The sequence below is a fragment of the Bacillota bacterium genome (assembly GCA_023511455.1).
Classification (GTDB): Bacteria; Armatimonadota; HRBIN16; order HRBIN16; family HRBIN16; genus HRBIN16.
In genome coordinates this window covers 24,817-36,905 of the sequence record JAIMBJ010000013.1, presented here as the reverse complement: position 1 = coordinate 36,905, position 12,089 = coordinate 24,817, and the positions used below count along the sequence as shown (strand labels likewise).

At 58.2% G+C, this 12,089-nt stretch carries 12 protein-coding genes; 5 read left to right on the top strand and 7 right to left on the bottom strand.

Annotation, left to right across the window (positions count from 1 at the left end; genetic code table 11):
• Positions 1–18: 18 nt before the first annotated feature.
• Complete coding sequence (locus K6U75_09015; GenBank protein MCL6475176.1) at positions 19–912, bottom strand: DUF4434 domain-containing protein; 894 nt, start codon at positions 910–912, stop codon at positions 19–21.
• 133 nt (positions 913–1,045) lie between these two features.
• Between K6U75_09015 and K6U75_09010 the strand changes: the two genes are divergently transcribed.
• Both K6U75_09010 and K6U75_09005 read left to right on the top strand, forming a co-directional pair.
• Complete coding sequence (locus K6U75_09010; GenBank protein ID MCL6475175.1) at positions 1,046–1,444, top strand: nucleotidyltransferase domain-containing protein; 399 nt, start codon at positions 1,046–1,048, stop codon at positions 1,442–1,444.
• Entirely contained in the window at positions 1,384–1,791 is a 408-nt protein-coding gene (locus K6U75_09005; GenBank protein MCL6475174.1) for a HEPN domain-containing protein, read from the top strand. Before K6U75_09010 ends, K6U75_09005 begins: the two co-directional genes overlap by 61 nt.
• A gap of 15 nt (positions 1,792–1,806) precedes the next feature.
• On the opposite strand, the gene K6U75_09000 is transcribed toward K6U75_09005, so the two are convergent.
• Complete coding sequence (locus tag K6U75_09000; protein MCL6475173.1) at positions 1,807–2,421, bottom strand: hypothetical protein; 615 nt, start codon at positions 2,419–2,421, stop codon at positions 1,807–1,809.
• Positions 2,422–2,803: 382 nt separating this feature from the next.
• Positions 2,804–3,361 (bottom strand): DUF1559 domain-containing protein, encoded by a 558-nt coding sequence (locus K6U75_08995; protein ID MCL6475172.1) that lies wholly within the window; start codon positions 3,359–3,361, stop codon positions 2,804–2,806.
• 852 nt (positions 3,362–4,213) lie between these two features.
• Here K6U75_08995 and uvrB point away from each other — a divergent pair.
• From uvrB to K6U75_08980, 3 genes are read left to right on the top strand one after another with little or no spacing between them, the layout of a single operon-like run.
• Complete coding sequence (gene uvrB, locus K6U75_08990; GenBank protein MCL6475171.1) at positions 4,214–6,211, top strand: excinuclease ABC subunit UvrB; 1,998 nt, start codon at positions 4,214–4,216, stop codon at positions 6,209–6,211.
• Positions 6,212–6,249: 38 nt separating this feature from the next.
• Positions 6,250–6,474 carry a hypothetical protein gene (locus K6U75_08985; protein ID MCL6475170.1) on the top strand — a complete coding sequence of 75 codons (225 nt, stop codon included), beginning with the start codon at positions 6,250–6,252 and terminating at the stop codon, positions 6,472–6,474.
• A 5-nt stretch (positions 6,475–6,479) separates the two neighbouring features.
• The gene (locus tag K6U75_08980; protein MCL6475169.1) at positions 6,480–6,947 is read left to right on the top strand and encodes a type II toxin-antitoxin system VapC family toxin; all 468 of its coding nucleotides are present in this window, start codon (positions 6,480–6,482) and stop codon (positions 6,945–6,947) included.
• Positions 6,948–7,068: 121 nt separating this feature from the next.
• Here K6U75_08980 and K6U75_08975 read toward each other — a convergent pair whose 3' ends face one another.
• The 4 genes from K6U75_08975 to K6U75_08960 all read right to left on the bottom strand — a co-directional run bounded on the left by K6U75_08975 (position 7,069) and on the right by K6U75_08960 (position 12,082).
• Entirely contained in the window at positions 7,069–7,281 is a 213-nt protein-coding gene (locus K6U75_08975; GenBank protein ID MCL6475168.1) for a hypothetical protein, read from the bottom strand.
• 60 nt (positions 7,282–7,341) lie between these two features.
• Positions 7,342–8,121 carry a DUF1559 domain-containing protein gene (locus K6U75_08970; GenBank protein ID MCL6475167.1) on the bottom strand — a complete coding sequence of 260 codons (780 nt, stop codon included), beginning with the start codon at positions 8,119–8,121 and terminating at the stop codon, positions 7,342–7,344.
• Positions 8,118–9,302, bottom strand: coding sequence for a GntR family transcriptional regulator (locus K6U75_08965; protein MCL6475166.1), 1,185 nt, complete (start codon positions 9,300–9,302; stop codon positions 8,118–8,120). Before K6U75_08965 ends, K6U75_08970 begins: the two co-directional genes overlap by 4 nt.
• Before the next feature lie 185 nt (positions 9,303–9,487).
• On the bottom strand, positions 9,488–12,082 hold the full coding sequence (locus K6U75_08960; protein MCL6475165.1) for a beta-propeller fold lactonase family protein: 2,595 nt from the start codon (positions 12,080–12,082) through the stop codon (positions 9,488–9,490).
• Between the last annotated feature and the right edge of the window lie 7 nt (positions 12,083–12,089).

The window sequence follows — 12,089 nt, the reverse complement described above, 5'->3', positions numbered from 1 at the left end:
CGCACATGGAAACGCAGGCTACCCCTTGCCCATCGCCTCCAGATACCCTTCATACAGCGCCTTGTGTGCCTCGCCGCGGTAGGGGCTCATATAATGGTAGAAATCAAAGATGACCACCCGCTCCACGTAAGGAGAAACCACCCGGAGCTGCCGTATCACACGCTCTGCCGAGGCGGGAGCAAATTGGGGGCGAGAGGGGTTCGCATTTGTCAGACGAAAGCATTCGAGGTCACACCACAGTTTCACGCCCCGCTGACGACACGCTCTCTGCATCGCTGCGAAGTACGGTGTGACGCGCTCCTCCATCTGGTCATCCCAGCCGCGCGCTCCCACACCGTCCTGCAGAGCAATTACGTCTACCGGTCTGCCCTCTAACAACTTCAGCCACATCTGCTCGAATCGCTCTGGCGAGAGCAACCCTGCAAAGAAGGGCGCAAGAAGCACCGGCTTGCCCGGCGCAATCTGCCGACATGCACTGCCGATACGGCGGAGTAATTCGCGCAAATTCTCCACCTGCGCCTCCGTAAACGAGCCGTCCCACAGCTCGTAGGGAATGTAAAAGCCTGCAAACGCAGAATGTTTGCCGTAGCGACGGTGCACTTCCCGCGCCAGCGTAACGCTCTCTTTCGCCTCTTCGCGCAGGTACTCAGCATTGCCCCATTCACGCCACCAGCGGTTATCATGCCTCAAGCCGAAAATAACCTTCATGCCACGCTGATGGGCAAGGTCCATCAGCGTTGGGAATGGGTCGGGCGGTTCGAACAGGTTTTTGCTGTCTGCCTGCGTCCACTGCAGGATAATCGTATGCATCTTCGCGGCGCGCATGGCGTCCAGCTCCCGCGCCCACTGCGCCGGGCTTACCTCACGCATCCCAACCTGAAACTGCAAAAAGGTTCCCTCGATGGATTTCACGCTGCTGCTCCTGCCACACGTTGTCTCGCGTCTAGAGGATTGCACTTCTCCATCATCAAATTACCTGTCGTCGCTATCGAATCCTGCGGGACCGCGGATAGCATACAAAGCAGACGCGTGGTACAATGGAATCATGAACACCCGCTCACTTCCGCCCGGATTGCAACGAGACCGCGCCCTGAGGTTGTTTATCGAGAAGGTGCGACGATTGCCCCGCCCGCCGGAAATGATCGTGCTCTACGGCTCGCGGGCGCGTGGAGACCACCGACCTGACTCGGACTACGACCTGCTAGTGGTGTTGACAGAAAAGGATGGGCAGACCATAGACGAGCTGTACCGAGCGGTGCAGGAGGTGGAGCTGGAGACCATCCGCGCCATCTCGTTGCTAATACGCACCCGAGAGCAGTACGAAGTGGCTCGCAGTCGCGGTGAGCGGGTGTTGCGGGATGCAGAGCAGGAGGGTTATCTCTTGTGGAGCCAATCTTACGGCAGCGCGTTCGAACTTTCTGGGACAAAGGAGAAGAGCGACTAGAAGCAGCACGCTTGCTGCACCAGCAGGGATTCTACGAGGAAGCCGTGTCGGTGGCGTATGACGCTACTCTCTGGGCGGCTCGCGCCCTGCTGCTCACCGAGGGATCAGAACCCCGAACCCATGAAGGTGTGCGTACCATGCTGGGGCTATACTTCATCCGAACAGGGCGACTTCCACAAGAGATGGGCAAATTGTTTACTCGCAGGCTGGACGACCGCATGAGTGCAGACTACTCGGACATCAGTTTCCTCAGCAGTGAGGACGCCGAAGAAGCGACCCAACAAGCCGAGCGGTTTCTGGAGGCTCTTCGTCCTCTGGTAGAAAACTACTTGCAAGAGAGTGACTAAACCAGATAAGCTCTTTTAATAAGGAGGCGAAGGGAGAGTATCAATCTCACCGGTTAGTTTCCACACCCGACGAATACCCCACTGTATGGCTCTTTCTTCCACCATCTGACGCAATAGAGTGCCCCGAGTAAGGGGGGCAGAGGCAAGCGCTGGATACTTAGGGCGCAGTTCCTCTCTGACTGCCCTAACGGCAAATCCCAGCACGGTATTTGTCCACCGAACTTTGTAGCCAGATGGGGTGTTATAGATGATGAAATCGTAATGCGTTCGTTTGCCGTTCACCTCTTCGCGCACCAGCACCACCAGCCAATCGCGCTTGCCCTTAGAGACTCTGGCGATGGAAGTGCGAGTGCTATTTCCGAAGAACCATAGTCGGAGAGTGTGCAGTGTCGGCAATATCTCCTCTCTACGAAGAGAAAGCGCTTCCACTTCCTCTGGGTGGCATATCTGCAGCATAGCGGCGGCGTCTTCCTGGCGAATGGCGTTCAAGAAGGTATGAGCAACCTGATGAGCTTCGCCAGTGCGCAGCCGCACGATGAACCACCACCCCATTGTTGCCAGCGCGATAGCAACAGCAGCGTACGAGAAGAGGCGCCAGCGTTTGGCTTTACTACGTGACCGATTCGTCACCACGACACCGCCTGTTAGCTTGTGTTCTACTTACAGCGCCCGAGACGAGGCTCACATGTTGCAGAGTCTTCCGAACACGCAGTTACCTCTCGGTCACTGCCGCCAGAGGGGCAGCATTGCCACGTGCGGCATCGGCATTGACAACAGGGTCCGTTGTCTACAATTTGCCCGCAGCAGTCACGCCAACTCCCCGGGTTGCAGCACCATTGGAGCAATCCGCAGGTGCAATTTTCCTCGAAAGTATCGCTGCATATGCCCGTTGGGCGAAGGTTGGAAGCTACGCTCCCGCCAACCGCCAAGAGTGGTATGACGCTTAGAGCGTACGCAATCGCCAACATGATTTGGCGTGGTCTCATGGCGAAAACCTCCCCTCTCTCAGTGCTTACAAGTTCCACCCGCTATCTAGCCACTCCCTCGTGGTCATCTTCAGTAATTGTACCTGTCCGTTCAAGCGTAAGACCAGCAATCGAGTTAAACTGCTGGCGTATTGTCGCGAAGGTGAATGTCGTTCGCACATTACATACACTGCTTCCTCGCCGCGATGAAGCAAGGCTGTATAGAAATCTACGGAATCCTCTGGCGCAACAAAATGCATGTGCGAGTAATCGGTTGTCGCTCGCATGGCTGGAGCGTTCGGACACCACCAGATATCCCGCGTGCCCAACAGGTATCTCGGCCCAGAAGAGTCAACAGGGATTGGCGTCGGAGGCAAGCCTAACTTCCAGTATGGTATCCGCTCCCCTTCCTGTGCTTCCTGTCCGCCCCAGTCCTGCCGGTACATCTGCAGGGCGCGCCCAATCTGATGCAGGTTGCTCATGCACCGGGTTTGCCGTGCTCGCTCACGCGCGGGTGCCATCGCCGTCCAGATGATACCTACAAGCACGACAATAATGGCGATGACCACCAGGATCTCAATTAGAGTGAACGCCATACGTCTCATGGATGATACCTCCTTCCTGCAGAATACGCTCTAGGCGAGCCGGGTATAATACACCTGTCTCTTTTTGTAACCACGCTAACGTACCATCCCGACGCAGGAGATATGCACGAGGGGTGAACACCACGTTCCATTTGCCGGTAACCCCTACATCCTGCGCGCTCAACAGACGGCTTCGCAACGAGGGGTTCCCTTTAGCGTAGTGTTCTACCACTGCCTTGCTCCCTATGTAAACCAGTGCTACACGTATGCCAGTGCTTTTAGAAAAATCATGCCATGAATCCAGCGCGTTTAGCTGACACTTATCCAGCTTACTTGTGATAATCAGTAGAACCGTACTGTTGCTTAATGGAACTGACACCATCTTGCTGCCCAGAGGTGGATCACGCGGTAACCGTGCTCGCAAAGCGTGCACGCGTTCCTGCCGAATACGTTGCTGGTAGTACCTGCGCACCAAGCGGATAGTGTCAGGGTCTCTGGGTAAGAGCCATAGCCAGAGCGTAATCAGCCAAAGCAGTATAATCAAGAGGGCGTGCAGTCGCCAGGGATGGGGCTTCGTCGCGCTGCCCCTTATGGATTGGGATGACGATTGTGGAGGCATGTCATGTCTCCTTCAGGGTATTGCGAATGCTCCCACAATAATCTACCACTCATGTATATTCTACCACGTCGAAAAAAAAAGCAAGAATATGCACTACATTTTTTGAGAAAAAACCGTCTCTGCCTGCTCCCCTCTACGGACGCATATCTAACGTCTCCATGAGGACTCGCCCTCTATGAGTTGAAGATTCATCACCCCTCCCTTGCCCCCTGTTGTCTCCCTCAGGTATACTGCCTATCGAGGAGGCGAGGCACATGGATACCTTCAAACTAAACCCGAACTACACCCCCAAAGGCGACCAGCCGCAGGCTATCGAGAAGCTGGTGGAGGGCGTGCTGAAGGGCTACCGCTACCAGACCCTGCTGGGCGTGACGGGCAGCGGAAAGACCTTCACGATGGCATCGGTCATCGCACACCTCAATCGCCCCACGCTGGTCATCGCGCATAACAAGACTCTCGCCGCCCAGCTGACGCAGGAGTTTCGCGAGTTCTTTCCCGAAAACGCGGTGGAATACTTTGTTTCCTACTACGATTACTATCAGCCCGAAGCATACATTCCGCAAACCGATACCTATATCGAGAAGGACGCCTCCATCAATGACGAGATAGACCGTCTCCGCCACGCCGCCACGCAGGCGGTGCTGGAACGACGCGACGTGATTGTGGTTGCCAGTGTGTCGTGTATCTACGGATTGGGTTCCCCTGAAGAGTATAAACAACAGGTGCTGGTGCTGCATCGGGGCAGGGCGTACGATTTGGAAGAGATTCGTCGCCAGCTGGTAAGGATGCAATTCAACTTCAACGATTTCCTCACGGAGCGGGGTTCCTTCCGCGTGCGGGGCGATGTGCTGGAAATCCTGCCTGCGGATGAAGATATCCTCACCCGCGTGGAGTTCTTCGGGGATGAGGTAGAGAAAATCACCCTTGTCGATCCGCTGACGGGCGAGGTGCTGCAATCGCGCAACAGCGTGAGCATCTTCCCCGCCACGCACTACGTCACCCCATGGGACCGACTGGAGAGTATCATCGAGCAGATACGGCGGGAGATGGAAGAGCAGTGCGCGCGCTTCGAAGCCGCAGGCAAATTGCTGGAAGCGCAACGCCTGCGGCAGCGCACCGAGTTTGACATCGAGATGATGCGCGAGCTGGGCTACTGCTCGGGCATCGAGAACTACTCCCGCTACTTCGACGGACGCCAACCCCGCGAGCGACCGCATACCTTGCTGGACTACTTCCCGGAAGACTATCTGGTGTTCATCGACGAGTCCCACCAGACCATCCCGCAGTTGCACGGCATGTACAACGGTGACCGCCAGCGCAAGGAGACGCTGGTGGAGTATGGTTTCCGCTTGCCCTCCGCGCTGGACAACCGCCCTCTGAAGTTCGAGGAGCTGGAGAAACTCTGGAAGCAGGTCATTTTCGTCTCCGCCACGCCGGGTCCCTACGAGCGCGAACATAGCCAGCAGATTGTAGAGCAGCTCATCCGCCCGACGGGTCTGGTGGATCCGGAAGTCATCGTCAAGCCGACTAAGGGGCAGATCGACGACCTGGTCGAGCAGATTCGACAGCGCGTGGAGCGGGGCGAGCGCACGCTGGTGACTACGCTGACCAAGAAGATGGCGGAAGACCTCACCGCCTATCTGGAGGAGCTGGGTATCCGCGTTCAGTACCTGCACTCGGACGTGCAGACCATCGAGCGGGCGGAGATTCTGCGCGATTTGCGTCTGGGCGTGTTCGACGTGGTGGTCGGCATCAACCTGCTGCGCGAGGGGTTAGACCTGCCAGAGGTGTCGCTGGTAGCCATTCTGGACGCGGACAAGGAGGGTTTCCTGCGCTCCGAAACCTCACTGATTCAGACGATAGGGCGCGCGGCGCGCAACGTGAACGGACAGGTCATCCTGTATGCCGATAACATCACCCGCTCGATGCAACGCGCGATTGATGAGACCAACCGTCGCCGCCGTGTGCAGATGGAGTACAACGAGAAGCACGGTATCACCCCGCAGACCATTGTCAAAGCGGTGCGGGAGGTGGTGCGGGCGGAAAAGGTGGCGGAGAAGCGAGCCGAATATACGGTGCGCCCCTCCCTGCCCGAGAACGCCACGCCAGAGGACATCCACACCGTCATCGCTGAGCTGGAGAAAGAGATGAAGGCGGCAGCAAAGGCGCTGGAGTTCGAGCGTGCCGCAGAGATTCGTGACGAAATCTATCGACTGAAGCAGCTGCTGCCTCCAGTGCCACACAAAAGGTGACGCGAGGAAACGTGGTATAATGGAGAGGGTGATCTCTGATGTCGGTGATTTCGGTCGAAGCAGAATACGACGGTCGCGTACTGGTACCGCGCCACCCGCTGAATCTACGAGCGGGGCAGCAGGTACGCCTGATTATCACTGAAATCCCCCCCGAACCTAGGATACGGCAGCTGGAAGCAGCGATCGAGTACTTCCGGGCACACCCCACCCGCCGCTCGCTAACCGACGAAGAGTTGCGGCGAGAAGTCATTTATGAGGATTAACTTCCATGCCAGTCATCCTTTTGGACACCAGTGTCCTCGTTCGCGAGCGCGACACCGGTGACCCCTATCATTCGTTAACGATTTCCTGCGTCCGGCGGCTGTGGCAGTCGCAATGTAGTGTGTGTATAACGACCCAATCACTCATAGAATACTGGTCGGTGGCAACACGCCCTGCCGAAGCGCGCGGCGGCCTGGGTTTATCCCCTCAAACAGCTATTGGTGACATCGAGCACTTCCTGAACATCCACGAGTTCTTAGAGGAACCACCGGGCATTTTGCAGCAGTGGCTGTCGCTTGTCCATCGTCACCAGGTGCGTGGAAAGCAGGTCTGGGATGCGCGCTTAGTTGCAGTGATGGAATTGCTTGGCATTCGTCACCTGCTCACTTTTAACAAGGGCGACTTCCTGCGCTACCCATCGATCTTCGCTTGGACTCCATTAGAGACAGAAGAGGTACTGGAAACAATAACTTAAACTCAGGCGAACTCTTTAAGTCAGCTGGTAAAAAGCCCGGTGGACTTGCGGAAAGGAGCCTGATGTCCACCGGGATCTTGCCGCGGCTTTACCCTGATGGCGAAGCCGAGAAAAAAACCGTCTATCGGGGAGCCGTCGGGGCTTGTTGGGGCGCCTGCGGCATCACGTCGGGTGTCATACCTGGACCCGCGCCCCCACCAGGTGCGTCTGCCCCAAAAACGCTTGCTTCTGTCGGCGGTGGCGTGGCGGTCTTGCTGTAATAGAAGTACGCCACCACTGCCAGCACAATCACCACCACCGCAATGACTACGGGCCATCCGACCTCTTTTTTCACAGCAGTTTACCTCCTGTTGAGTGCGGGTGCATCCGCGGATGCACCCGCGTGCGGTTTCGATTAACGCATGACCCAGGTGTAGGTATTCCCCGGACGAGCGTTCCACATGTCAAACGTCGTCTCCCTGAGCGACTTCACGTGCCCGTCCATGAACAGCACGTTGAACATGCCGTTGTGCGCGATGCGCACCGACGCCTTGCAGGTGCCCCATGCCGAGCTCTGCCGCTCGCCACCTGCGAGATAGTCAAAGCCGTGCCAGGTATCCGCACCGAGGAACGGCGCGGGATACGCCGCTGCCCATATCTGCATCGTGCAGCCGTCCATGATGGTCAGCAGCTTAGCGGGCTCGGCAAAGGCGGCTTCCTGCGGATAGGGAATGTACCGTCCCAGCGGGTCGCCCGTGAAGTTCTGCGCCTCAGGACGGTCGCCCGGAATGCCACAGCAGTTCCACGTATTATTGAAGGAGTATGACCAGTACAGTCTCTGGCGGTTCGGTCCCTCTCCCGGGGGCAGGTGAGCACGGTTCCACTCGGTGTAATTCACCCGGCTGGGGCATTTCCAGATGCCTGCGTTCTTCACATAGGGGTCAAGCAGGTCGATGTACCACAGGATCTGGGTCAGCCCATCGTCCAGGTAACGGTAACCCGGCACGACCGTCTGGTCATAGTCGTCCATGTACATGCGCATGGCGAGACCAATCTGCTTCAGGTTGCTGGTGCAGCTTGCCTGACGAGCCTTTTCCCGTGCTTGAGCGAAGACGGGGAACAGGATGGCTGCCAGAATCGCGATAATCGCGATGACCACCAGCAGCTCGATCAGAGTAAAAGCGTGTCGTTTCATGGTGTTTCCCTCCTTGAATGAAGATGAGATTCTGCCTCACGGCGCGTGTAGCGCGTGGAGGCATGAACGTGGACAAGAGCCTCAAGCAGAACGTGCTGGTACGCTCCCCGGTCACCCTGCTCCACCCGTTGCAGCAGGAGCTGTGCTGCCCACTCACCGATGCGCTCAAACGGCTGGTTAGCCGTAGTGAGGAACGGTGAGCCGGGCAACCATCGCTCCAGCCCGTCAAACCCGGCGACAGCCATATCCTCTGGCACGCGCACTCCTTTTGCTCGGAGTGCGTCAATCAAGCGCAGTGCCAGCACGTCGTGCACGCAGAAAACGGCGGTAGGCGGCCCGGGTAGTTCCAGCAAGCGGACTGCCAGTTCCTCATGCACATCCTGAAACCCTGCCTCTGACTTGCCGGTGTCGGTCAGCACCAGTTCCGGGCGGAACGGAATACCCGCTTCCACAAGCGCATCCCGATAACCCTGCAATCTCTCGTACACCGTGGAGGCGTTATCCACGTTAGTAATGTGGGCAATGTGACGGTGTCCCTTGCTGATCAGGTGCTGTACCAGCTGCATCGCAGCGTGCCGGTTGTCCACGCCCACGTAGTCGGCAGGAAACCCTTCCGGCGGACGGCGGTCCAAAAATACCAGAGGTATGCCTGCCGCCCGCACACTTTGCAGCGCTGGCAGGTTCGCCTCGCCGCCAAGATACCAGAGGATGACGCCTGCCACGTCCCTGTCGCGAGTAACGCGCTCCAGAAACTGCGCCTCGCTATGCACCACTGCACGCCAATCGGTATCCAGCGGGCTTTCCACGATGAGCCGGTAGCGATTGGCATCGAGGGTTTTGTAGATTCCCCGCAGGATGGCAGATGCGCCGGGAAACGTGGCGCTGGGCCACAACCAGAGACCGAAGGTCACCCGTCGTGAATCGGTGGATGTGGAGCCGACACAATTGCGCCGAACGACAGGGCGGCACCGGGGAGAGCGTACCACCAGCCCCTGGCGCTCCAGCTCCTCAATTGCGCGGCGGACAATGGTACGGCTGACACCGAACTCTTCCGAAAGCTCGCGCTCGGTCGGGAGCCAGCCGTTGTCCCTGTATTCGCCTGCCAGCACGCGCTCGCGCAGCGTGTTGGCAATCACCACGACGGAGGGCGAGACCAGTTTGTGGCTTGCACGTCTGCTCATGCTCCCAGCTCCTTGCATCCAAATATACCAAAAATGCCTCTGGTTGTCAAGCGGTTTGAGATGGTTTTTCTGGAATTTTTCAGGAAAAATCTGCCACACGACTTGCCAGACCGAGGGAGTCTATACGTCAGGGAGGTCTCGTCTCCTCCGCTCCGGGTCAGCGGGGAGACATCCGGCACACCACCTCAGTCGTCCTCTTCTTCCGGCGTCAGCACCAGTCCTCTCGCGGCGAGCCCCTTCCCGTGCGCGCCGGCAAACTCCGAGGGGTATGGCGCATCCACACCGCGCACGGCGTGCCACAGAATCCGGTTGAGCAGGTCCTCCTCGGCACGGTCGGGCTTCTCCAGTGGCAGACGCAGGCTGGCTTCTGCCCAGTGACGCTGTTGGGGGGTCAGGCTACTGAGCGGGGGGTTCAGTTCATCTAAAGGCACCCGATTGGGTAAAGCCGTGTAGGGGGTGAAATCGGGCTTTTCGGTAAAGCAAGTGCTCATCACTGGCGCGAGAGCTACCATCTGGTTCATCGGAGGAACGCCCAGAATGCGGCAGATGGTGTGCAGCACCGAGCTCTGGTTATAGAACTCGCTAACGACCGCACCACGCTTCGTGTAAGGACTGATGACCAGACACAGCGAACGGTGCCCATCCACATGGTCGAACCCGTCCTGCGGGTCGTCTTCAATGACAAAGATGCAGGTCTTCGCCCAGAACTTGCTTTTACTGATGCCTTCCACAATGCGCCCCAAAGCCAGGTCGTTATCCGCCACATGGGCGCGCGGGGTTGGCATTCCGGGCTGCGTGCCGGAGGTGTGATCCTGTGGGAGGTAGATGATGACCAAGTTCGGAAAATACCCCTTGCGCTCAAACTCTTTGAGTTCTTTCAAGAACACCTCTGCTCGCAGCACATCAGGAATGCGCATGTTCCAGCCGGGGTATTCGCGGCAGCTATAGCGGCGCAGGTTCTCGATACCGATGTTCTGGGTAAAGCGGATACGCCGCGTTCCCTTCACAAAGTCCTGATAGATATCGGTGAAAGAGGCATCCGGCGGAATCGGCTCCGCGTAGTCCATCTCGCCGTAGTTGCGGAAGGAAAGCCCCGCCGCCAGCACATGGTCCCAGATGAAGCCAGTGGACGAATAAGCCAGAGGGTCGTCGCCAAAGGGATAGCTGCGCGTCCAGCCGCCGAAGGAACGCTCGATGTAGGCGGTCACGTTGCCCTCGGTACTCCATGCATGTCCGTCCGCCGAGTTGACGCCATTACAGTAGTAGTTGTCCAGCAGCACAAACTGGTCCGCCAGCGCGTGGTGGTTAGGAGTAACCTCTCGCCCGAAGATGCAGAGTGACGGCTCACTGTCGCCTTTGCCAATGGCTCCGAACACCTGGTCGTAGGTGCGGTTCTCTTTGATGATGTATACGACGTGCTCAAAGACCGAAGGCTCTCCTACCTTCTCAGGCACTGGCACGGGTTTTTTGCCGGACTGCGTACGCTCCCACGCGCGCAAGATCTGGAGCACACGCGCATCTTGCCTCACCCGCCGCGAATACTGAGCCAGCTGCTGACGGTTCGGCATGGCGACGCGCTGAACCGTTCCCAGAAAGCGGTAAACGTTCCAACCCTTCTGCTCCGGCTGCGGATTACGCGAGCCCACACCCTTGATATTTGCCACGAACAGCCTCTTACCGTCTGTAACCACTGCGCCCGGATACCAGCCCGCGGGAATAAAACCTTCCACCCGACTGCGGTTGCGACGGCGATCGATGCGAACGACCGCGACGGCGTTGTTGCCTCCGTTAGCCACGAACAACGTGTTTCCATCGGGAGTTAAGGCCAGCGCGTTGGGCATACTGCCAAAGGGCAGCGAGGCATCCGGTCGCACAGAGATAGTCTCCACCACCCGCAACGTGCTGGTATCTATCACGCCCACTGTATCCGAATTGGCATTAGCCACGTACAGCCTGCTGTGCGCCTCATCCAGAGCTATCCCGCTCGATTGCAATCCGACTTCTATCTCGGCAATCACCGTTTTTGCCTGCAGGTCTATCACTGACACGGTTCCGCTTGCCGCCACCCCACGCGCGTCTACCACTGCTGGCGTGCCCGAAGTGGTGGCGGTCTTCTCGCCCGACCTCGGATGCCTTCCGCCCCAGTTGGACACGTAGGCGCGACGTCCGTCCGCTGACACCTGCACCGCGAACGGCGCGACCCCCACCGGAATCTGTGCGACAACCTTGCCCTCACGCAGGTCAACCACCGCCAGACTGTTGCTGCGCGACAGAAGCACATACGCCGTGTTGCCGTCGGTGCTCAGTGCAATGCCGCAGGGATAGCTCTCTCCGCCGATGTCGGGCCTGGGCATCTCAATGCTTTTGCCCCATTGCAGGGAGCCGTCGGGTTGTACCACGACTTCGCGCAACAGGCTACCGGCGTCGCTGAAATACACCCGCGAGCCATCGGGAGACACCGCGATGCCGTGCATGGAACTACCTCCACGCCCCACCAGCAGCTCCTGCCTCATTTTCCACGTCTCCACGTCCACCACAACGATGCCGCGATTATCTTTCACGTAGAGTGTGCGTTTGTCGGGGGACAAAGCCATGTCCACCGGTCTGCCCCCGAACTGCAGGCTCTCTCCTGCTGGTCGAAGGAGCTGACCGGTCGCCACGAAGTGGGAACCCTCCGGGCGGGGACCGACTTGCTGCGGGACAGATGAGGAAAACCAAACGAATAGTCCCACCAGCACCATCAACAGCCGCTGAATAACGGTCATGTCGCAAGACCTCATCATGAGA

Bases quoted from the DNA above. Each gene is read 5' to 3' on its own strand.
- K6U75_09010 (MCL6475175.1), top strand. From the start codon at position 1,046: ATGAACACCCGCTCACTTCCGCCCGGATTGCAACGAGACCGCGCCCTG.
- K6U75_08995 (MCL6475172.1), bottom strand. From the start codon at position 3,361: ATGAGACGTATGGCGTTCACTCTAATTGAGATCCTGGTGGTCATCGCC.
- uvrB (MCL6475171.1), top strand. From the start codon at position 4,214: ATGGATACCTTCAAACTAAACCCGAACTACACCCCCAAAGGCGACCAG.
- K6U75_08985 (MCL6475170.1), top strand. From the start codon at position 6,250: ATGTCGGTGATTTCGGTCGAAGCAGAATACGACGGTCGCGTACTGGTA.
- K6U75_08980 (MCL6475169.1), top strand. From the start codon at position 6,480: ATGCCAGTCATCCTTTTGGACACCAGTGTCCTCGTTCGCGAGCGCGAC.
- K6U75_08970 (MCL6475167.1), bottom strand. From the start codon at position 8,121: ATGAAACGACACGCTTTTACTCTGATCGAGCTGCTGGTGGTCATCGCG.
- K6U75_08965 (MCL6475166.1), bottom strand. From the start codon at position 9,302: ATGAGCAGACGTGCAAGCCACAAACTGGTCTCGCCCTCCGTCGTGGTG.
- K6U75_08960 (MCL6475165.1), bottom strand. From the start codon at position 12,082: ATGAGGTCTTGCGACATGACCGTTATTCAGCGGCTGTTGATGGTGCTG.